Source organism: Paenibacillus xylanexedens (assembly GCF_017874615.1).
GTDB lineage: Bacteria > Bacillota > Bacilli > Paenibacillales > Paenibacillaceae > Paenibacillus > Paenibacillus xylanexedens.
Window position 1 is genome coordinate 51,950 of record NZ_JAGIKV010000019.1, and the last position, 23,287, is coordinate 75,236.

A 23,287-nucleotide genomic window follows, 5' to 3' on the forward strand; every position below is an offset into this window, starting at 1 on the left:
GCAGGATAATCTCAGTTAGTTTCTATTTTCAATCAAATCATTCGATATCCCAATTTGAAAGGAGTCCAACCACTCATGGCTAAAAAAGAATTCCAGGCAGAATCCAAACGTTTGCTGGATATGATGATCAACTCCATTTATACGCAAAGAGAAATCTTTATGAGAGAATTGATCTCCAACTCCAGTGACGCCATTGATAAAATTTATTACAGAGCACTGACGGACGATGCGCTCGTTTTCAACAAAGAGGACTACTTCATCAAGCTCACGATTGACAAAGAAAACCGCACGCTCACACTGACGGATACCGGAATCGGGATGACGCAGGAAGAGCTGGAGAACAACCTGGGGGTTATCGCGAAGAGTGGTTCCCTGGCGTTCAAGAAGGAAAATGAAGCTAAAGATGGCCACAACATCATCGGACAATTCGGGGTTGGTTTCTACTCGGCATTTATGGTGGCGGACAAGCTCACCGTAACAAGTAAAACGCTGGGCAGCGACGAGGCTTGGAAATGGGAATCCGAAGGCGCGGATGGTTACACAATCACACCAGCTGAGAAAGATTCCGTAGGTACAGAGATCGTCCTGACGATCAAAGAGAATACCGAAGAAGATTCGTATGACGAATTTTTGGAAGAGTATCGCCTGAGATCCATCATCAAGAAATACTCCGACTTCATTCGCTACCCGATCAAGATGGATGTAACGGGTCAACGTCCGAAAGAGGGCACGGAGAACGAGTTCGAGGAATACCAAGAAGAACAAACCGTGAACAGCATGGTGCCGATCTGGCGTAAAAATAAAAGCGAACTGACCGAAGAAGATTACAATAACTTCTATATGGAAAAACGCTACGGTTTTGACAAACCGCTCAAACACTTGCACATCAGCGCAGATGGCGCTGTGGTATACAATGCAATCCTGTTTATTCCGGAGAACACGCCGTTTGACTACTATACCAAAGAGTATGAAAAAGGCCTGGAACTCTACTCCAACGGTGTATTGATCATGGATAAATGTGGGGATCTGTTGCCAGATTACTTTGGATTTGTCAAAGGTATGGTGGATTCGGAAGACCTGTCCCTGAACATTTCCCGTGAGATGTTGCAACATGACCGTCAGCTTAGCCTGATCGCGAAGAACATCAAGAACAAAATCAAGAGCCAACTGCAAAGCCTGTTGAAGGACGAGCGTGAGAACTACGAGAAGTTCTACCAAGCGTTTGGTCGTCAATTGAAATATGGTGTATACAGTGACTATGGTGTGAACAAGGATACATTGCAGGATCTGCTGTTGTTCACGTCTTCCAAAGAGAGCAAGCTGGTCAGCCTGGACGAATACGTCTCCAGAATGCCGGAAGATCAGAAGTACATCTACTATGCATCCGGTGAGTCCATCAGCCGTATTGAGAAGCTGCCACAGATCGAGGGTGTTCTTGAGAAAGGGTACGAAGTATTGTACTTTACCGATGACATCGACGAGTTCGCAATCAAGATGATCACGAACTACAAGGAGAAAGAATTCAAATCCATCTCCAGTGGTGACCTGGGTATCGAAGATAACGCGGACAAAGAAGAAACGGACGCTCAGGACAACGACAACAAAGAGTTGTTTGAAGCGATGCAAGCTCAATTGGCGGGTAAAGTCAAAGCAGTTAAAGCTTCCAAACGTCTCAGAAGCCACCCGGTATGTTTGTCCACCGAGGGTGAATTGACGATTGAAATGGAGAAAATCCTGAAAGCTATGCCGAACAGCGAAAACGTACAAGCCGACAAAGTGCTTGAAATCAACGTAAATCACGATGTCTTCAAATCGTTGAAAGACGCTTTCGCGCAGGATCAGGAAAAGCTGAACCTCTACACTAGCCTCCTGTACCATCAGGCATTGCTGATTGAGGGATTGCCAATTCAAGATCCAGTAGAATTCACCAACGATATCTGTAAGGTTATGGTGTAAACTTCCGTACAAGCGTGCGATAATACATCCTTGATGCAAAAATCTACGCAGCGTCAAGAGTCAAATTGCGTGAGCATTAAGGCTAGAAGTTAAATGACTTCGCTGCATCTACCATATTCATCCGACAGGGCATTTCCGTCCTGTCGGTTTTTGTTTTTTTACCCACAACGGGGAGGGCGCGGGGGAGGCAGACTATCATTGAAGCAAATGATGATATTTTCTAAATTGAACTTGATTTTCACTCGATTTTAGCGAGCTGAATGATGAATACCATTATGTATTTAAAGGACAGCAAAAGTAGTGAAGGGGACGGAATCGATTCTGAAGAAGCAAAGCGTTCGCCTTTGTTTCCGGGTTTTTCCCTTAATAAAGGGAATTCAGAAAACCTGGAGACAACAGCGATCAGAAGAACGATCCGTAACCGGAACGGCTACCTGATGGCACAGTGAGTACTTATGGTTGTTCTGCCATGAGAGCGAGCATATGTGAATAATGAGTTCAATATGAATCATTGTCATTTAGATGCACGGATGATAGTCTGGCAGGGTATAATAAGAGAAGATGACTGTTCATTACAAGTTGATGTAAGAAGATATGACAATCGCAGACAGGTTTTACTTTTCGAAACCACAGATGTTGTGTATAATCACTCAAAATAGAGACAGTCGGCTAGGAGTGATCCCCATGCAATGGAACGATCTGAGAGAACATAGACAATATCCTGAATTAACCAAATTGGATGGATCTCGTGCAGCGTATGAAAGGGACTATTCGAGACTCATTCATTCACCGACCTTCCGTCGGTTACAGGGCAAATCCCAGGTGTTTGGCGCAGGAACGGGTGATTATTATCGTACTCGCTTGACCCATTCCCTGGAGGTGGCACAGATTGCACGAGAGGCTGCCCGAAGTCTGATTCGTCGTTTTCCTGAGGTGGACTGGGACCGCGCGGACAACCCCGGCCTTATTATTGATTCAGAAGTGGTGGAGTGCGCTGCAATCGCACATGATTTTGGTCACCCGCCGTTTGGACATAAAGGTGAAGAAGTATTAGATGGTATTCTGGATGACCTCATTAACACCGAGGCTAAGAAAATCATGAAAAAAAGCCGCAGCGCCAAAGTTCCCAAGGTCGAGTCTGAAGTCCGTGCCGAGTTAAAACGGAAATACGAACATTTTGAAGGTAATGCGCACAACTTCCGTCTCATTATGCACTTGGAGAAGCGTGAAGATATCGACGGACTGAACCTGTCTGATGCGGTATTACTAGGAATCAACAAGTATCCGTACCCTGGGACAGAGAGCAAAAAAGGCATGTATCATCATGAGTGGCAATATATCCGGGAGATCCGTGATCGCTGGAACGTGCCGGCAGGCAAGAAGACGCTGGAAGCACAGTTGATGGACCTTTGCGACGATATTGCGTACTCCTCGCATGACCTGGAGGATGGCATCAAAGCAGGCAAAATTGAAGTACATGAGCATTTCCTGCAAGATCCGCATGTGAATCGACTGATTGTGGATAAAATTACAACGCTGGAGGATCTGTTCTGGAACGGATGGACCCGAGAAGCGATTGGGCAAAAGGTAGAAGAGGTCCTCGCTTCGTTCCTGCGCATCTGGAATGAAAAGATGCCGTTTTGCGAGCATGACTACTCGCGTACCCGTCGTGAAGTGAAAGCCTATTGGGTCAGCTTTTTTGTAGGCAGCCTGGGCGTTATTGACGACGGCGACTGGAAGAAGGTAACTTTTGTACGTGAAGGGGCTGAAGACCTCGACATGCTGCGTACGGTGAGTGTGCTCAAGAGTTTTGCCTGGGTAACCATGATTCGTGACCTGCGTGTGCAGCGGCTACAGAAGCGCAGTGAGTGGATGATTAAGCGTTTATGGGATGCATTCCTCGATCCGGAAACGTCCCAATCCATTATTCCATCCGACTGGCTGCAGCGGTATGAGAAGGATCAAGCAAAAGCCCAGCCGATCTGGACTTGGGAACACATGGTGATCGATTATATCGCAGGAATGACGGATGCATTTGCCGAGAAAATATATAATGAACTCTACGGTCTGAAGGTGGGTTCGATCTACGATCTGGATTAAAATTAACCGATATAAAGGGAGATGAGACGCGTGGCTAAGCGAATGAGTGAGACGTTCAGTCTGGGCGTACTTGACCTTGTGCCAAGGTTAAACGATGCCACAGCGGAACAGGCACTTCAACAATCGGTGACACTTGCGCAACATGCCGAGGCTTGGGGATACGCACGATACTGGACGTCAGAGCATCATGATATGGCTGAACTGGCATCGGCCTCTCCCGAAGTACTGTTATCCCACATCGGAGCAAGGACAACAACGATCCAACTTGGCTCTGGTGCGGTCCTGTTGCCCCATTACAGCCCTCTCAAGGTTGCAGAGTCGTTCCGTCTGCTGGCTGCGCTCTATCCGGGGCGCATTGAGCTTGGGCTCGGACGTGCTCCTGGGGGTGGACCTCATGCCACGATGGCACTCAGTGGCAATTACTTGCAGCATGTGTCCAAGTTGCCCGAATCGCTCGCAGCACTCACGGAACTGCTAGAAGACCGCTACATGTACGAGGATCATCCCGTGACAGCTCGTCCGATTCCCAAGCTTCCGTTATCACTCTGGATGTTGGGAACTAACGTGAAGAGTGCAGAATTTGCGGCACGGTTTGGCATGGGATATGTCTTTGGTCAATTCATGAGTGATGCCGATGGTACAGAGGCTGTAAGGCGATACCGAGAAGGATTTATTCCTAGTGCAACGATGAAGGAGCCTGAGGTTATGGTGGCAGTCAGCGTATTGTGTGCCGAGTCAGAGACGGATGCTTTGGACTGGAGTCGTGACATGGCGGAGAGGCGCAAGCTGCTGGATGGGAAAGAACATTCAACTGAGCCGAATTCAAGTGGTACCGCGGTCTCTAATACGAATGATGAAGCCGTTAATGATCAAAATGAATCGGTACGGCACTATGCAGGTACACCTGAGCAGGTATGGGCTCGATTGCAAGAGGTGAGTCGAAGGCTGGATACGGAGAGGTTGCTTCTGGTTACGGCAGGACCAGACTATGAGCGCAGGTTGGATTCATATCGATTGCTGGCTGAGCGTAAGACGGCAATACTGAACTAGGCTGATCGCTTTATGATGTTAGCCGTTGAAATCCGAATAAACCGAAGAGCTGCAGATCGGGAATTTACCGTATGCTGCAGCTCTTCGGTTTGGACTTTGTCAAGATTCAACAATCTTTTACAAAACCAAGCATCTTAATGACAAAATAATGTTATAATACTTTACGTCTATTTTCCTATCGATATAATATAGAGAAGTTCTTTTGACAAGCGGTCAAAAGAAGGGGAAAACAATGACATAAGCACCTGAATTCGGGATGACCGAAGAGGTCAAGGGGGAAATCATATGTTCAGCAGATTCAAGATCAAGAGTATCGGTCTGCGTATCAGCATCGCGTTCTACTTGTTAATCCTCTGTTTAATTATTTTGAGTGTCACGATTGTCACCCGGATGAATTCAATTGAAACCAACACGAATGAAATTACGAACAATTGGATGCCATCAATCCAGCAAATTAACCGATTAAATTATACCACAGAGCATGTCCTGTCACTGAGTTATCGTCACTTTGACGCGGATGAAACAGACAAAGCATTTTTGTCAGAAGAGCGTACCAAGTATATTCGTGAAACGACGCAGGCGATTAAAATCTATGATCAGCAGGAGAAGTCTGCGGAAGAGCTCGAACACTGGAATGCGTTCAAGAACAAATGGGAAGCGTATCTCAAGATTAATACGCAATCGATCAAACTGAGTGATGAGGGTCAGACACAGCTGGCGAAGGAAGTAGCTGATAAAGGTGCTGATTCCTTCGACACGATGCAAGTCGATCTTGATTATCTCGTGGAATACAATCAGGAACAGTCCAATCTTGCGGCGGCCCAAACGATCAGATCGGTACAGGATGGTAGATTAATCATCATTATCGGTGTTCTTGTCATGATTGCCATTACAGCGATCAGCATTCCGATTATTCGTTCACAGGTCGTGAAACCACTGCTACGTGTCATTAGTGCGGTGAAACTGATTGCAGAAGGACAATTGAATGTTCAGGACATACATACCAAACATGAGGATGAAGTTGGTGTTCTGGCCAAAGCGGTGAATGACATGAAAGGTAACCTGACTTCCATGGTTCTGAGCGTCAGACGAATTGCGGAAGCTGTTAATCTGCAAAGTGGGGAACTGGCAATATCCTCAGAAGAGGTTAAGATTGGTAGTCGCCAGATTGCTGTGACCATGGAAGAGTCAGCCAAGGCCGCAGAGAGCCAGGCAGAGACAGCCGTGGAATCAGCCCGTACGGTTGAAGTGTTGAATGATCACATTCAGAATCATACGGAACAAGGCAGCCAGTTGCGCGTCATGTCGGATCTTGTACTGGAGCAAGGGTTGAATGGTCGCAAGGTGATGGAACAATCAGTGCAGCAGATGCAACAGATTTCCGGTTCGGTCTCTGCTTCCATGAACAAGATGGAACGATTGAATCGTAAAAATGAAGATATTTCCAAGCTGGTTCAGGTCATTCATGACATTGCACGCCAAACCAATCTGCTAGCATTAAATGCCTCCATTGAGGCAGCGCGTGCGGGAGAGAGTGGACGCGGATTCGCCGTAGTGGCATCAGAAGTGAGGAAGTTATCTGAGGCTGTGCAGACTTCGGTTGAAGAGATCACGGCGATTACCGAGGATATTCAGCAGGAGTCACAAGGGGTGGTTGCGGAATTACGTACGAACGTTCAGGAGACCGAACTGGGTCAGGAACATGTTCTTACTTCAGGTCAACTCTTCCGTACAATTAATGAATCGGTGGAAGGCATGGTTGGTGTCATCGGCACTATGACAGATGGTCTCGCAGGCATGCAGGAAGCAAGCGGACGAATGAATGATTTCAGTCAGCAGATTTCCGCTGTTTCGGAACAATCGGCAGCGAGTGTGGAAGAAGTTTCTGCATCGGCGGAAGAGCAAGTAAGTTCTATGGAAACGATTAGCGGCAACATTCAAAGTCTGAAAGAATTATCGGAAGATTTGCTTACATCCATTGAAAAATTAAAAATATAACCTTGTTCTTATAATAGAAGAAGCTGGAATCACGCAGGCGGCTAATGGTGAGAAATCAGTATGATATATGAGCTGTTGGCCTATAACGTTTACTGGCAAGAGCGATTAGATTTTCAATGTTATAATCTCAAAATAAAGTAAGGCGTTCCTCAACAATGGGAACACCTTATTTTTTTTCTTTCCAAATAGATACGTGCAAGGAAATGGATAGTTGTCTAGGAGCCTAACATTGTATACAATGACTACCTGAAAGCAAACGTATGAGTCGTATTTGATATGTCTTCAATGAGCTTACTATTTATATAGAAGAAACATGATTAATGAAGGAAGGAGAGGGGAATTTTGCCTGATGAAACACTCGGTATGTACGCTACTTCTGGGAAACACCTCTACACCTTTGCTTGCCACGAGAACGAGCAAGAACTATGCATGCTGGAGCTGACTACGCTGCTTGAACCGAGTTCGGAGATCCGTATGGATATGGGGGCGTATGTGTGGTCTGAACGATGTATTCCACCTGGACGCAGTCCTTTTATCCACGGCAGACTAGACGTGATCGGCGAAGGGGAGACTGTGATGGATCTGCTTCCTCTTGCCAAAAATATTCACCTGTTGCCAGATGAGACATTCAAGGTAGTTTGTCTAAAAGAAGGGGATCAAGCCCCTGATTATGCACAGTCTCGTCAACTGGAAAAAGAAGTTGGCATGTGCATTAAAGGCAAGGCACAGATGAAACAACCTAAGGTGACTTTCGGCCTAATCCGAACAGGAGAAAAATGGATCTTGGGCCAGTGGACAGAAGCGGATCGATCATGGCAGATTCATCGGCAGAAGCCGCAAAATTACTCAACTGGATTTGGCATCACACTTGCGAGAGCGCTCGTTAATATTGCTGTTCCGAGAGTAGAAAATCATCGATTGCTTGATCCATGCTGTGGTATGGGAACGGTTGTGATTGAGGCTTTATCCATGGGAATTGATGCAAAAGGTAACGATCTCAATCCTCTGGCTGTCCGAGGTGCGCGAATCAATCTGCCGCATTATGGATATGATTCAGATCGAATCACACTGGGGGATATGAATGAACTGCAAGATTTGTATGATGCGGCAATTCTGGACATGCCCTATAATCTCTGCTCTGTACTTCCGGATGCTGAGCAACGAGCCATGCTGGAGAGTTTGCGCAGATTGGCAAAACGGGCGGTGATTGTTTCCACAGAGTGGGTAGAAGAGCACTTGTTGGAAGCGGGATGGACTGTAAAAGAGTACCGAACAGTACACAAAGGCACGTTTATACGTCATATTTGGTTGTGCATGTAAGCGTAAAAAAACAAAAACGCTACCTTTAAGGGAATTTAGATTTCCCAGAGGTAGCGTTTTTTATTGCGTACATATCCATTGAACTAATTGATATTGATTTGCACAATATTGCATGGGAACGGGTGTTTGTGTTAATATTTATGACTATAATCCACAAGGTTCACCGGCAGGGTATCGCCAGCGACGTAAGCTTCTAGATTTTTGACGAAAATATCGACTGCTCGATCCGCGTATTGCTCTGTACTTCCTGCGATATGAGGCGTAATTAACACGTTCTCCATGCCCCATAGCGGGTGGTCTGCAGGAAGAGGTTCTTCTTCGAACACGTCCAGTGCGGCGAAGGCAACTTGGCCGTTTTGGAGTGCATTCAGCAACGCTTCCGTTTTCACACTGGGGCCACGGCCTACATTGACAAAGCAGGCACCGGATCGGAACTGCTCAAATGCAGTTTGATCATATATATGTTTGGTTTCATCAGTTAGCGGTAAAATGTTAATTACATAATCGCCCTGGTTCAAGGCTTCATGTAAATCGGTCATGTCGTACATTTGGTCCACATTGGGGACATCCTTACCTGAGCGACGAACTCCGATTGTGTGCATGCCGAGTGCTTTGAGAATACGGGCTGTTTCCGTACCGATCTCACCTACACCAACGATGACCGCTGTTTTGCCATGTAGTTCCGGCAGTGGTTTGGCAGGAGCTTTCCATTCGGACTGCTGTTGATGCAGCATAGCTTGTCTCAGCCAGCGACTGTGGGATAACATCATGCCCAGAATAATTTCGGTGATTGGAATCGCGTGAACTCCATTTGCACTGGTGACCTGGACGTTCTTTTGTTGCAAATCTGCGAAGGGGAGATTGTCCACACCAGCAGACCAGACCTGAACCCACTTCAACAGGCTGTCCTGTTTCAATGCATGTTCTGTGACGAGTGGGGACCAGCCGAGAATAATCTCAGCTTCTTTCAACTCAGCGGGGTCCAATTCCTTGGCTTTTCCGAATTTCAGGGTGTATTCTGGTGCAGCATTCTGAATGCGTTGTTGCTGTTCTTCGGATAGAGATGGAAAACATACAATTTTACCCATAATGTGTGGTCCTCCTGAGATAAATAGTTTGATGAGTTTGATAATTAAAGTGTATCAGATTTGGTGTTGGATGTGCATTAAGGTGGGAAATGCAGGAATCTAGCCTTATTTGCAAATGGTTATATTTGTGTCACTCTATACTTACCCAACTTGAAACGATATGTATAGTTATGAAATAATAGAGCGAACTTTAGAGAGGTGTATGCAATGAATAACCAATCACATCAGGATCATTCATCCCGACGGGAAAGATTGTTTGTAGCAATTCGTCTTCCTGTTGCTGTTCAGCAGTCTCTTCAGATGGATGCGAGGCTTGTACAGAACAAGCTAGATTTTCGTAAATGGACAGATCATAGAGATTATCATATAACCTTGCAATTTTTGGGGGATACGTTAGTTAGTGACATTGGGCACCTGCGAAAAGCATTGCGCTCAGCAGCAAGCGGATTTCAGCCGTTTGAACTTCAGCTTTCCGACTGGGGCACATTTGGACTTGAAGAAGCACCTAAGGTGCTTTGGAAAGGTGTTAGCGGAGAGATAGAGCACTTGTTTTCATTGCAAAAACAAATCGTGCAGGCAACTTCGCCCCTGGGGTATGAAGCTGAATTAAGACCTTATGCTCCCCACATTACCATTGCCAGAAAATATCTGGGACAGCTTCCAGGTAATGAAAATAAAGGGGTATCGGGAGTGCTTCCGGAACATTCCACAGGTGTTAATTCATGGATGGTGGAGGACGTTGTACTTTATGTGACAAGGCTGGGACAATCGCCAATGTATGAGGTCGTGGATACGTTCACTTTTTCCTGATAATCATTTTTATGCCATAAAATCACATTGACATAACGTTTATCCCTATGTAATATTAGCCATCGTTATTCAAATTCTTTTTTTTGGGTTACTTAGTTAAGGGAATTGTTTCGACAGGAGGAATCTTCGAATGAACATTATAAGCAAAAATCGTTGGGTAGCACCGATGTTATCAGTGCTGCTTGTATGTATAGTGGGGGTAAATGTCGTTCAGGCGACGGGGAAGTGGAATGAAGCTAGTGATAGTAAACAGATGACCGAACTTGCGGCTTCTGGGCAAAATAACCAAACATCTACGCAAGAAGAGAGGCGCATGATGGAAGATGGGACAAGTCTGTCCTCTAATCTGTCTGCCCAAACCGTAGCGTGGACTGAATCTCTGCCAGCGAAGAACTGGCTTACGACTGCTCAAGAAGAGCAGGAACTGCAAGAAGCCAAGGCCAAGAACAAAGCTAGAGCGGTAGCTGCGGCCAAAGCCAAAAAAGAAGCTGCACTGAAATTGGCCAAAGTGAAACGTGCCAAAGAAGTCGCTGCTGTAACAACTCCCCCCCAAAAACTATACTTTACACGGACCAAACTTCTGAACCAGGAAGACTCGAAACTTGCAACCTGGTCATACAGTGTGTCCGATAAAGAACTGCATCTGCTGCAAAAAATCGTCATGGCAGAAGCGGAAGGTGAACCGTACGAAGGCAAAGTGGCAGTTGCCAATGTTGTCTTAAACCGGCTGCGGTCAGCCAATTTTCCCGATACCATTTACAAGGTCATCTATCAGAAATCCCAGTTTAGTCCTGTAGCGAACGGACGTATGAAACGTGTAGTTCCCAACGAGGACAGCATCAAAGCAGTGAATGCTGCGTTGAACGGGAAGAAGGAAGTTGCCGATGATACGTATTATTTCTTATCATTGACGCTTGCCGACGATCTGACAGTTGCTCGCTCGCAGAAAAAAGTAAAAACGATCGGTCATCATACTTTTTACAAGTAATCGACCCGTAAATTCTGCAAACAGGCAGGGTAGTTAACTGTGTGTGCATCACACGGCCCTTAAAAAAGCCTGAATCGTAGTTTTATTTCGTTATTTAAAAATATCGTTATACTCTAAATTACCCTTTTTTCTGTCAAATCATACGGTGGAATTAGCGAAAATAAAAGAAGGTTCCCTTCCAAAAATTCGGAAGGGAACCTTCTTTGTATATCGAGAGCAATTGTCTTGTCCCCTATAACACCTCGTGAGAGCTGTTCTATAGGTCCATAGAGGCGTCAGAATGGTATTCTGGTACCTGACAAGGACGTGGCAGTAATTCCGGCTGTGAAGCGCTCCAAAGAGGTTGTTGTGACTTCGGCTGTAGTCGGGAACAATAAGTCATGAACAGCTTGAGCACAGCACTTCGGATCATAGACCGAATGGTTACCTGAATGATGTGCTACGTTCAGCGGGCTTTCAGTTTGAGTAGATGCCTGCTCAACTAGTTGTCTGAAACGATTGGTAATCACGTCGGCAGAGTGAATGACTTGGCCGTATCCGGCTTGTACAAAGTATTCACAGTTCTCTTCCTCTTGGCCTGCAATCGGAGGAATGAACAACATCGGTAGACCCTTGGCCAGCGCTTCAGTGCATGTCATGCCACCTGGCTTCGTAATCAGCACATCGGATACATCCATCAATTTGCTTACTTCCCGTGTATATCCCAGAATACGAATATTCGGATGCTGGAAGCAAGGCATTTCCTTCATTTTTGCGATCATTTTTTCATTGCTTCCTAGACAGAAGACCAATTGAACACGATCTGCCCAAGACGTGAGAGCTTTCATATGATCCTCATCAAACGAAAGTCCCCATCCGCCACCCATAAGTAGCGCTGTAGGCATGTTCTGAAGCCCCATCTCTTCCCGTAGCTTCACCTTATCTCCAGCTTCCCAGAAGTCTGGATGCACAGGGATTCCCGTGATCTGAATATGGGAGGGATCGACACCCCGGATCTCAAGCAATGCTTTGACCTGAGGGGTAGAGACTAGATATTTGTTCACTTCCGGATTAATCCATGTTCCGTGCACGTCATAATCCGTCACAACCGTATAGAGCGGGATATTCAGACCCTGGCGTTTGAGCCGGGAGATCACAGCATTCGGAAAAGGATGGGTACAGATCACCGCATCCGGTTTCAGTTGAGATACGACCTGTGCCGTCTGTGTATAGAAAATTCGGTGCAACGCCAGCTTGGTAAAACCATTTAGTGATTTGTTGTACTGTGTGCGGTACAACAGGCTGACCAGTTTGGGTTGAACCGATAGTGTCTTTCGATATGCAGAGAAAATTAGTGGAGCTACCGTTGGGTTCAAAAATTTGCCTAGTTCAATGACACGACTGTGAACATGTGGACTGACTTTTTTGATGCCATGTGCCAGCGCATGAGCGGCCTGAGTGTGACCGGTACCGAAACCTTCCGATAATAAGAGCACTCTTGGTTTTCGCATGAGTTCACCTTTATTCATAAGTTTTAATTCAAAAAGAAGATATTCATTGTTTATTCTAGCTATGGAATGCGTTACTACATGAATATACATTGAAGCGCAAAATCATGTTTCTTCTATAAATATTTACACCATATATCTTACAATGAGACAACTTAAACTTCATTAATACACGTATTATCTGAGTCATCTTACACTATAGACGACGACAGAAGGAGTTTCCACTGCATTTAGGTTAAAAAATATTAACACAATTTTTAGAATGTTAGGGTTGCAATCTGTTTTCGAAGGTGGTATTGTAGTTTTTGACCGAATGACCGAATTGTATTTTTGGTCATTTATGTAGAGCGATTGAACAATGAATCAGCACAAAGGAGGGATTAGATGGCTCCGATTGACAGGAGACAGCAGGTTATTCATGCAGCAGCCCAGTCGTTTGCCATGTTTGGATACAAAGCAACGACGATGGATCAGGTCGCCAAGATTGCGAACGTTGGCAAAGGAACGATCTATACGTTTTTCACCAATAAGGAACAATTGTTTGATCAGATCCTGGTAGAAGTGATTCAGGAAATGAAGAACATCGCGCATCGTGAAGTACATCAGGAAAGTGCATTTTTCGATAATCTGTTTCGAGTACTGGATGCCTTGTTAGAGTTTCGTCGTGACCACGATCTGCTCGTTAAGTTATCTCAGGAGCTGAAGGACTTTGGAACACTGCAGGCCAAGGAAGGTTTGGACAAGGTGGAGAAAGTAATCTCCGACTTTCTGGCTAAGGAGCTTGAGAAAGCAAAAGACAATGGAGAGATTCGAGATTGTGATCCGCAAGTCGTCGCATTTATGATGATTCGCCTGTATATTGCACTCACCTCAGACTGGAGCAAACAACATCAACCGCTGAGCAAAGAGGAAATTAAGACTTACTTTCGCCTTTTCTTAATGGAAGGAATTGCTGCTGTAGCGTAATCCGAATTTAATCTACTATAATATAAGGATTTTCACGCGTATCAAGCAGGGAGGCTTGTCGGAAGACAGGTTGTTTTTTTGTCCTAAAGTGACCGTTTGAGGAAAGTAGTCACTTCGTGTTTCAGTATGTTTTCTGGAATGTGACATTGTATTTCATTATGGTTATTCCTGCTCATGGAGCAGAGAGATTAAGGGGAGAAAATGACATGAAATCTTTATCCGTGTTTTTCAAGGATGTGGGATCGGCCGTGAGAAACCCGAAGGTGTTGATCCCTGTTATTGCAATTATGTTTATACCGATCCTGTATAGTGGCATCTATCTGGCAGCCTATTGGGACCCGTATGGTCATGTGGATGAGATGCCGGTTGCCGTTGTTAATCTGGACAAAGGCGCTGAGCTGGAGGGCAAATCCCTCCATGTAGGTAGTGATCTGGTGGATGAGCTGAAGAAAAATGCCGATTTTAAATGGGATTTTGTCAGTGCCAGTCAAGCCAAAGAAGGCATGAGTAATGACAAATATTATATGCAAATTACGATTCCGGAGAACTTCTCATCCCAAGCAACAACATTGCTCGATGACAAGCCGGAGCCGGCTGATCTGATCTATGAACCGAATGGCAATTACAGTTTTGTCGGTGCACAGATCGGTAAGACCGCTATTAAGGACCTGAAAGCAAAAGTCTCAGCCAAAGTAACGGAATCCTATGCAGAAACATTGCTCGACAAGTTCTCCGAAGTATCGGATGGCTTGGCTGAGGCAGGCGATGGGGCAGGTGAACTGAATACCGGCGCAGGCAAACTGGATGATGGTGCTGTTAAGCTCAAGGATAACCTGGCGAAGCTTGCATCCGGAACGCTTGAACTTCAGGAAGGACTTTCTCCATTAAGTGATGGTGTTAACGCGCTGCACACAGGGGCAACCAAGCTTGAAAGTGGAACATCGAATCTTGTATCCGGTCTGCAACAGCTTCAGGCAGCCGCATCGAGCCAGCTTCAGAGCGGAGCAGATCAGTTGAAGGATGGCAGCGCCAAGTTGGAAACCGGACTCCAGTCTTCAATGGATGGCACAAGTAAGTTGCAGGCTGGTCTTAAATCATCAGAACAGGGCAGTGCGAAGCTGTCGGATGGTCTGCAAAGTGCCGTTCAGGGCAGTGGCACACTGGCAACAGGCCTGCAATCGGCTGTAGATGGCAGTAGCAAGGTAGCTGATGGCGCACAGGGCGTAGCCGCCGGATTGAAACAGCTTGCTGCATCGAACCCCGAACTGGCCGAAAATGCGGATGTACAGAAGCTGCTTGCGGCAAGTGAGGCTGTTGCTGACGGCAGTGCACAACTGCATGAGAGCGAGCAGAAGCTGGCACAAGGTGCAGATCAGCTGCATCAGGGTAACCAGCAACTGGCTGCGGGTGCAACCGAGCTTCACGGAGGTCAGGAGCAACTTCTTGCTGGTGCGAACCAACTGGTGGATGGTCAGCAGCAATTGCTGGCTGGTGCCGGGCAGCTTAGCCAAGGAGGAACGAAACTCTCTGATGGCCTGAAGCAGTTTAGCGGCAAGTTGGGTGATGCTGCAAGTGGTGGTACATTGCTTGCAGATGGTGCCAAGCAGCTGGGCTCAGGAACAACAGCTTTGCAAACGGGTGTAGGTAAACTCAGTGGTGGCGTTAGTTCACTAACCGATGGTTCCAAGCAACTGGGTGATGGCGCAGGCAAACTGGCTGACGGCCTTACTGAGCTAAAAGATGGCTCAAGTGAACTGGCAACCAAGCTGAATGATGCCGCACAGAAAACATCCGAAGTTAAGAAAACGGATGATGTAGTGAACATGTTCGCTGAACCTGTAAACTCCTCGGAGAACACAGCAGAGAACGTAAGCAATTATGGTACAGGATTGACACCGTTCTTCCTGTCGATCGGTCTGTTTGTGGGATCGTTGATTTCCACGATTGTATTGAAAATGCGGGAAACGTCCGTACCTGGTGCAACAGGCTGGAATCGTTTTGTCAGCCGGACACTGGTATTTGGCTCCGTGAGCATTTTCCAATCGGTTATCGTGGCAAGTTTCATGTTATATGGTCTTGGACTGGAGACGCACAGCGTAGGGCTGTTCTATCTGTTTACCATTATTACGGGGCTGACCTTCATGTTGATCGTTCAGGCACTTGTAACTTGGCTGGATCTGCCTGGACGTTATGTTGTCATTCTGCTTCTGGTCTTCCAGCTTGCGGCTAGTGCAGGAACCTTCCCGGTAGAACTGATTCCATCATGGCTTCAGGCATTTAGCCCTTGGTTGCCAATGACACACAGCATTATGGGCTTCAAAGCCGTGGTATCGAGTGGTAATCTGGATGTGATGTGGCATCAGGCAGGTATTCTTAGCATCTATGCAGGTGTATCCATTCTGCTGACGCTTGCTTACTTCCTCTGGAATGGCAGACGTCCGAAAAAAGAAGTCGAACAGGCTGATTCTGGTCAAGTTGTGACGGCATAAGTCGAACCTGATCTTCAGCAGGGTCATATTTTTGAAAAAAAACTTTATTTTCTTGTAGTGAAATTATGCAATATAGTAGTCAAATAGTGCAAATAGCCTGTGACCCCAAAAAGGGGTTGCAGGCTATTTTGTATACAAATGCATAGAGAAGTAAAGTTTCGCTGGCTTAAGCAGTGAAAATTTGGTGGAATTATGGATAAACGTAGGCTGCACATGGAACGATTTTCTTCTGTCAGCAATTTAATTCAGTTGTACTCTGGCTTAAAAAGTGTATAATTATTCGAAAAAGAGATGAATTTAAACGTCACTACTGTAAAGCTGTACTGCAAAACATTTCTTATCAGAGGTATTAAAAAGTTTAAATTGCGCTGATGTTAGGTCGGTGTTAAAATAATAGAACTATATCGAAAAAACGTCGCTCCATTTCAGTAGCCGTGCCAGCGGCTGCGTGTTGATTTATACAGGCTGTTTGCCGGATCGTCCGGATCAGCTCATCTCATTTAATGGCTTCTGCCCAATAGCAGGCATTATTTTTGACAGTCTCATGCTGTTACCTCTTCTATCTAGCAGGCTCTATCGCAAGCGAAAGGCCGGCTCCTCCCGTTTCATTGTTGCCTGTTGCCTATGTTCTTGATCTTTCCGAAATACTTCATTATAGAAAGGTTGCGTTCCATGAGACACATCGGATTACCTCCAAAACAGGGTCTGTATGACCCGCAGTTCGAAAAAGACGCATGCGGAATGGGTTTTGTTGCCAACATCAAAGGAGTACCTTCACACGATATCGTTAGTCAGGCACTGACTATGCTTAGTAACATGGAGCACCGTGGAGGACAGGGAAGTGAACCGAATTCCGGTGACGGAGCAGGTATCCTGATTCAGATTCCACATCGCTTTTTTGCACAGGAAGCGGAACGTCTTGGTTTTGCATTGCCTGAACAGGGCTTCTATGGCGTAGGGATGTTGTTCCTTTCCCAGGACCCTGCCATTCGCAGTGCGCATGAAGAGAGCCTTAAGAAGATTATTGAAGAAGAAGGTCAGACGTTCCTGGGTTTCCGGGATGTTCCTACTTTTGATGAAATGCTTGGCCGTTCTGCACTTGCAGCGAAACCTTATGTACGTCAGGTGTTCATTGGAAGATCCGCAGATGTGAAGGATGAGCTTGGATTCGAGCGTAAGCTGTATGTTATTCGCAGACGTGCTGAGCTGGCTATTCGTTATTCGGCAGATGAAGCAGAAGGTGGTTCTTTCTACCTTCCGAGCATGTCATGTCGCAAAATTGTATATAAAGGCATGCTGACAACCGAACAGGTTGGCGGGTTCTATCTGGATCTGCAGGAAGAACTCGTGGAATCGGCCATTGGACTTGTGCATTCCCGTTTCAGTACCAACACCTTCCCAAGCTGGGAACGTGCCCACCCGTATCGCTTCATGATTCACAACGGTGAGATCAATACGATGCGTGGTAACGTGAACTGGATGCATGCACGGCAATCCTTGTTCGAGAGCGAGTTGTTCGGTAACGACATCGCAAAAGTAAAACCGGTTATCAATCCGGACGGTTCGGATACAGCCATGTTCGATAACACGCTGGAGTTCCTGTATCTGAGCGGCCGTTCTCTGCCACACGTGGCCATGATGATGGTTCCTGAACCATGGAGCACAGATGAGGGCATGGACCCTGCCAAAAAGGCATTTTATGAATATCACAGCACAATGATGGAGCCTTGGGATGGACCAGCAGCAATGGCCTTCACAGATGGTTTGCAAATTGGTGCAACACTTGACCGTAATGGGTTGCGTCCAGCTCGTTATTATGTAACCAAGGATGACCGTATTATCCTGTCCTCCGAAGTTGGGGTACTTGATATCGCGCCGGAAGAGATCCTGTACAAAGATCGTCTGCGTCCAGGTCGGATGTTGCTTGTGGATACACAAGAAGGCCGCATCATCGCGGATGAGGAAGTAAAAGCAATCATTGCAGCGGAGAATCCGTACCAGGATTGGCTTGATGAGCATTTGATGGATCTGAGCGAGTTGCCGGAAGCACCGGAACTTCCTGATCCAAAACATGATAACGTGACCCAGCTTCAACTGGCATATGGTTATACATTTGAAGAACTGCGTAAAATCCTGGAGCCGATGGCAACAACAGGTATGGAAGCTACGGGGTCGATGGGTTATGATGCACCGCTGGCTGTGCTGTCGGATCGTCCGCAGCGTCTGTACAACTACTTTAAACAAATGTTCGCCCAGGTAACCAATCCGCCAATCGATGCAATCCGTGAAGAGATTGTAACGTCTACGGCAACAACCATTGGTCCTGAGCGCAACTTGCTGAACCCTGAACCGGAGAGCTGTCGCCAGATCCGTCTGGATACACCGGTATTGTCCAATGAAGACTTTGCGAAGATTCGCCATGTGCGTCGCCCAGGCTTCCGCTCCATGACGATTCCAATCTTCTTCACCGCTGCGGAAGGAGCAGAAGGACTTCGCAAAGCGATGGATTTGCTCTTCGAAGCTGCAGATCGTGTCATCGACAAAGGTCATAACATTCTGATCCTGTCTGACCGCGGTGTGGACGCAGAGAATGCTGCCATTCCTGCATTGCTTGCTGTAGCAGGTCTGCATCACCATCTGATTCGCCAGGGAACCAGAACCAAAGTCAGCATTATGCTCGAATCGGCAGAACCGCGTGATATTCACCACTACGCGTTGCTGCTGGGTTACGGTGTAAGTGCGGTGAACCCTTATCTGGCTTTCGAAACGCTGGATGACATGATTCAGCAAGGGTTGTTGCGTGGTATCTCGCATGAGAAAGCAGTGAAAAACTACATTAAAGCAGCTACCAAAGGCGTTACTAAAGTGTTGTCCAAAATGGGGATTTCTACGATTCAATCGTATCGTGGAGCTCAAATCTTCGAAGCGGTGGGTCTGAAATCGGACTTCGTTGACCGTTACTTTACCTGGACACCTTCCCGTATCGGTGGAATTGGGTTGGAAGAAGTGGCAGCCGAAGCGTTGACACATCATAACCGTGCCTTTACGGAAAAAGACGGTAACGATAAAGTATTGGATTCCGGTGGGGATTATCAATGGCGTAACGACGGAGAAGAGCATCTGTTCAATCCGCAAACCATTCATACCCTGCAACATGCAGTACGCACTGGGGATTACAAGCTGTATAAAAAATATTCCAAACTTGTACAAGGTGAGAATGATCAATTGTTGACCATTCGCTCCATGCTGAAGCTGAAACCGGTGGGAGCTTCCATTCCACTCGAAGAAGTTGAATCCGTAGAAGATATCATGCGTCGTTTCAAAACAGGTGCAATGTCCTTCGGTTCGATCAGTAAAGAGGCGCATGAAGATCTTGCCATCGCTATGAACCGTGTTGGAGGTAAATCCAATACCGGTGAAGGTGGAGAAGATCCGGCTCGCTTCATTAAAGATAGCAACGGGGATTCCCGTCGCAGTGCGATTAAACAGGTAGCATCCGGACGTTTTGGTGTTACATCCAACTATTTGGTTAATGCCGACGAGATTCAGATTAAAATGGCTCAGGGAGCAAAACCGGGTGAAGGCGGACAGCTGCCAGGACGTAAAGTGTATCCTTGGGTTGCCGAAGTCCGTGGTTCAACACCGGGTGTAGGTCTGATCTCGCCACCACCGCATCACGATATCTACTCGATCGAAGATCTGGCAGAGTTGATCTATGACTTGAAAAATGCTAATCCGCGTGCTGAGATTAACGTGAAGCTGGTATCGGAAGTGGGCGTGGGTACCATCGCAGCTGGTGTAGCCAAAGGCCGTGCCGACATTATCCTCGTCAGCGGTTATGACGGTGGAACAGGTGCATCACCGCAAGGTTCGATTCGCCACGCAGGTATGCCTTGGGAACTGGGTCTTGCAGAGACACATCAAACGTTGATGCTGAACAATCTGCGTGACCGTGTTGTCCTCGAAACAGACGGCAAAATGCTTAACGGCCGTGACCTAGCGATTGCAGCCTTGCTTGGAGCAGAAGAGTATGGTTTCTCTACAGCACCGCTCGTTGCACTTGGCTGTATCATGATGCGTGTCTGTCAGATGGATACCTGTCCGGTTGGTGTAGCGACACAGAATCCGGAATTGCGTAAAAATTATATGGGTGATCCAGCCCATGTGGTTAACTTCATGCGATTTGTTGCTGAAGATGTGCGTGAGATCATGGCTGATCTTGGTTTCCGTACGATTCAGGAGATGGTCGGACGTACAGATTGCCTTGAAACGGTAGAAGCCGTAGATCACTGGAAGAAAAAAGGTGTGGATCTGTCTGTATTGCTGCACGTGCCTGAAATGCCGGAAGGCTCTGCACGTTACCGCACACAGCATCAGAATCACCAATTGGAAGAAACGCTGGATATGCAACAATTGTTGCCACTGGCACAGTCTGCTATTGAATCCAGTCAACCGGTTGAAGCGGTGCTTCCAATTACAAACGTTAACCGTGCAGTAGGTACCATTTTGGGTAGTGAGATCACACGCAAATATGGACTCGCAGGATTGCCTGAAGATACGGTTAAATTCAAATTTGTCGGCTCTGCCGGACAAAGCTTTGGGGCCTTTGTACCTAAAGGTATGACCTTGACCGTTGAAGGGGATTCCAATGACTACGTAGGTAAAGGACTGTCCGGAGGTAAACTGATCGTGATGCCTTCTCCGAAAGCAACGTTTGAGGCGGAAGATAACATCATTATCGGTAACACGGCTCTCTACGGAGCAACAAGTGGTGAAGCGTATATCCGTGGTATTGCGGGTGAGCGATTTGCTGTACGTAACTCGGGCGCCAAAGTCGTCGTTGAAGGTGTAGGCGACCATGGTTGTGAGTATATGACTGGTGGACGTGTCGTTGTGCTCGGCGATACAGGTCGTAACTTTGCAGCAGGGATGTCCGGAGGTATTGCCTATGTGTATGATCCGGAGGGCACATTCCTGAAACGTTGTAATCTGGAAATGGTTCTTTTGGAGCGTATCGAAGATGTGGCCGAAAGTGCAGATTTGCGAGGCATGATTCAACGTCATGTTGCCAATACAGGAAGTGCTGTCGGTCAGCGCATTCTGGATAACTGGCAAGATGCGCTGAATCAGTTCGTTCGGGTTATTCCGAAAGACTTCAAGCGTATGACAGAACAGATCGAACGCATTCAGGCAACAGGTTTGACTGGAGAAGCAGCGCTGCTTGCAGCGTTTGAAGCGAATATGCGTGAACTTGCACGTGCTGGAGGCTAATACCTTCCTTGTTCAAGTATAAGTTGCATGAACAGGTTGTATTAAGAATAATAGGAGCTATAGGGTTGCCATTCCGGCACCGTATAGCTCCTATTTGGCTTTCGACAAAATTAGAACCCCATCAAAAAACGTTATCGCCATGAGACGACAACATCGAGGAACTTTCTCAAGTATAATAAGGCTAGTTTTGGAGGGCAGGGAAAGTATAAAGATAAGAGAGGTTAGCGGAATGAATATGAAGCATCCAAACAGGGACGATCGTAGGCCGACAGGTAAACAAGTCGAAGCAACCCAGATGGACATCATGAAGGTTTTACTGCAATGCGGAATCGACCCGGAGCGTTGGAACCATTTCGTATCCTCCGTCAACAACAAGCGTCCTTGACACAATAGACAAGCATGGAATAAAAGGGAATTAAGACACAAAAAAAGCCCAGAAGCCAGAGATGTTATCTCTCGGGAACTGGGTCCTCTTTTCGGGTTTAGTCCATGCTGCGTTCCATTCGGACAAATGCAATAAAACGACGTGCCTCTTCTTCTGTTAAAGACTTCCCATCAATCATCAGATCGAAGCGTTCTAACACTTCTTTGTCCGATAACTCCAAGGTATCCACGAATTCACGTACGTCTTCATCCATCACGACATCACTTTGCTTTGTACGTCCTATAAGATAATCAATAGACACATCAAAGATGTCAGCAAGTCTCGTTAACACTTCGAAATCCGGTTTACGTCGGTTCTTCTCGTAGTGGGAGAGAGCAGCTCTGGTAATATGAATGGAGCTCGCAAGTTCTTCTTGAGTAAGTCCCCGCTGTTCCCGTAATTCCGCAATGCGATTTCCGTAGCTCATAAGCTATTTCCCCCTGAACGACATCAAATATATATTGAAACAATCCTGAGCCAAGTGTTTGATCAGGGCAGCTTTCCTGCAAAAGAGTAACTCCTCATGTGTTTCCTTTAACCCATTTCCATTTGTAAATAGGTCTGTCTAAGGACATCTCAAATTGTCGTAAATCAAAAGAACCATGTCCAAATACCGCTTGACATGATACGTATTGTATCGTAAATTGGACGTATGGAGTTACAAAATGTATCATTTGGGATATTTTAAGTATCTCCTGGTTGCCTGGACCATATACCTGTGAGAAGGAAGTAGAGGCAGTCCATGTAGGCTAATCCATTCTAAAGGAATGAAACCATGTATTCAATAATTCAGGAATGGGCTGATATGAAATTAAATGTCCATATGTACATTCAGGAGTTTCGTGGGAAAATGGTAGACCGCAAAAGACGCCCTGTTCTGTTACTTGGAATGGACACTCAAGCAATCACCTTCCTGAGCGACCTGAACTTGCCGGTATCATCAGAAATGCTCATTGGTTTGGATGTTGAAGATCAACATGTATGTGTACGACTTCACGCAAGGTTGCAATGGAAACAGCCCTTCGGAGAGCTCACAATGTATCATTCAAACTTGCATATTCAGCACGAACAGAAACTATATATAACTGGACAGTTAAACACAATGCTTACTGAAGTTCAGTTTCCCGCGGTTTCCCGTTTTCAGTATGAAAAGGCAACAGAACAAAAGGCTCTGCAAGAACCCTATCATTACATTGATTTCACCATATAATTCCAAGTCGATTCTTAACATTTTCTGAACAAAACATGTACTTAACGCCATTTTACTATATTTCATAGCGTTATGCATTAGTTCTTTAACACCAAAAGCATTTGCGCAATGAATAAAGGGGCGAGGGGGC

The 23,287-nt window shown here is 46.3% G+C and carries 15 protein-coding genes; 12 read left to right on the forward strand and 3 right to left on the reverse strand.

Translation table 11 applies throughout. The features are described from left to right. Positions 1 to 75 precede the first annotated feature (75 nt). The 5 genes from htpG (at position 76) to J2Z28_RS22060 (ending at position 8,424) form a co-directional block, all read left to right on the forward strand. On the forward strand, positions 76 to 1,956 hold the full coding sequence (gene htpG / locus J2Z28_RS22040) for a molecular chaperone HtpG (protein ID WP_211084305.1): 1,881 nt from the start codon (positions 76 to 78) through the stop codon (positions 1,954 to 1,956). 684 nt (positions 1,957 to 2,640) lie between these two features. Continuing rightward, positions 2,641 to 4,056, forward strand: a complete 1,416-nt coding sequence (locus tag J2Z28_RS22045) for a deoxyguanosinetriphosphate triphosphohydrolase family protein (protein WP_017690141.1) — start codon at positions 2,641 to 2,643, stop codon at positions 4,054 to 4,056. 21 nt (positions 4,057 to 4,077) lie between these two features. After that, positions 4,078 to 5,106, forward strand: coding sequence for an MsnO8 family LLM class oxidoreductase (locus tag J2Z28_RS22050; protein WP_415841488.1), 1,029 nt, complete (start codon positions 4,078 to 4,080; stop codon positions 5,104 to 5,106). Between the two features lie 285 nt (positions 5,107 to 5,391). Beyond that, positions 5,392 to 7,104 (forward strand): methyl-accepting chemotaxis protein, encoded by a 1,713-nt coding sequence (locus J2Z28_RS22055; protein WP_076251419.1) that lies wholly within the window; start codon positions 5,392 to 5,394, stop codon positions 7,102 to 7,104. A gap of 342 nt (positions 7,105 to 7,446) precedes the next feature. Next, a complete protein-coding gene (locus J2Z28_RS22060) occupies positions 7,447 to 8,424 on the forward strand; it encodes a TRM11 family SAM-dependent methyltransferase (RefSeq protein ID WP_244988465.1) in 978 nt (325 codons plus the stop codon). A gap of 131 nt (positions 8,425 to 8,555) precedes the next feature. Here the strand turns inward: J2Z28_RS22060 and J2Z28_RS22065 are convergent, their stop codons facing one another. Continuing rightward, complete coding sequence (locus J2Z28_RS22065; protein ID WP_211084306.1) at positions 8,556 to 9,512, reverse strand: D-2-hydroxyacid dehydrogenase; 957 nt, start codon at positions 9,510 to 9,512, stop codon at positions 8,556 to 8,558. A gap of 207 nt (positions 9,513 to 9,719) precedes the next feature. Here J2Z28_RS22065 and thpR point away from each other — a divergent pair, with 207 nt between their 5' ends. Next, entirely contained in the window at positions 9,720 to 10,322 is a 603-nt protein-coding gene (gene thpR, locus J2Z28_RS22070) for an RNA 2',3'-cyclic phosphodiesterase (protein WP_211084307.1), read from the forward strand. Between the two features lie 130 nt (positions 10,323 to 10,452). Then, positions 10,453 to 11,310 carry a cell wall hydrolase gene (locus tag J2Z28_RS22075; protein WP_091015454.1) on the forward strand — a complete coding sequence of 286 codons (858 nt, stop codon included), beginning with the start codon at positions 10,453 to 10,455 and terminating at the stop codon, positions 11,308 to 11,310. 275 nt (positions 11,311 to 11,585) lie between these two features. Here J2Z28_RS22075 and J2Z28_RS22080 read toward each other — a convergent pair whose 3' ends face one another. Continuing rightward, positions 11,586 to 12,800 carry a UDP-N-acetylglucosamine--LPS N-acetylglucosamine transferase gene (locus tag J2Z28_RS22080; RefSeq protein ID WP_036611351.1) on the reverse strand — a complete coding sequence of 405 codons (1,215 nt, stop codon included), beginning with the start codon at positions 12,798 to 12,800 and terminating at the stop codon, positions 11,586 to 11,588. Between the two features lie 381 nt (positions 12,801 to 13,181). On the opposite strand from J2Z28_RS22080, the gene J2Z28_RS22085 reads away from it, so the two are divergent. The 4 genes from J2Z28_RS22085 (at position 13,182) to J2Z28_RS22100 (ending at position 21,908) form a co-directional block, all read left to right on the forward strand. After that, positions 13,182 to 13,763, forward strand: a complete 582-nt coding sequence (locus J2Z28_RS22085; protein ID WP_211084308.1) for a TetR/AcrR family transcriptional regulator — start codon at positions 13,182 to 13,184, stop codon at positions 13,761 to 13,763. Positions 13,764 to 13,969: 206 nt separating this feature from the next. Next, positions 13,970 to 16,252, forward strand: a complete 2,283-nt coding sequence (locus J2Z28_RS22090; protein ID WP_211084309.1) for a YhgE/Pip domain-containing protein — start codon at positions 13,970 to 13,972, stop codon at positions 16,250 to 16,252. Positions 16,253 to 16,924: 672 nt separating this feature from the next. Continuing rightward, positions 16,925 to 21,523 (forward strand): glutamate synthase large subunit, encoded by a 4,599-nt coding sequence (gltB, locus tag J2Z28_RS22095; protein WP_211084310.1) that lies wholly within the window; start codon positions 16,925 to 16,927, stop codon positions 21,521 to 21,523. Between the two features lie 229 nt (positions 21,524 to 21,752). After that, a complete protein-coding gene (locus J2Z28_RS22100) occupies positions 21,753 to 21,908 on the forward strand; it encodes a hypothetical protein (RefSeq protein ID WP_017690128.1) in 156 nt (51 codons plus the stop codon). Positions 21,909 to 22,005: 97 nt separating this feature from the next. Here J2Z28_RS22100 and J2Z28_RS22105 read toward each other — a convergent pair whose 3' ends face one another. Further along, entirely contained in the window at positions 22,006 to 22,374 is a 369-nt protein-coding gene (locus tag J2Z28_RS22105) for a helix-turn-helix domain-containing protein (protein WP_047841965.1), read from the reverse strand. Positions 22,375 to 22,752: 378 nt separating this feature from the next. On the opposite strand from J2Z28_RS22105, the gene J2Z28_RS22110 reads away from it, so the two are divergent. Further along, positions 22,753 to 23,157 carry a hypothetical protein gene (locus tag J2Z28_RS22110; RefSeq protein WP_152417062.1) on the forward strand — a complete coding sequence of 135 codons (405 nt, stop codon included), beginning with the start codon at positions 22,753 to 22,755 and terminating at the stop codon, positions 23,155 to 23,157. Positions 23,158 to 23,287 lie beyond the last annotated feature (130 nt).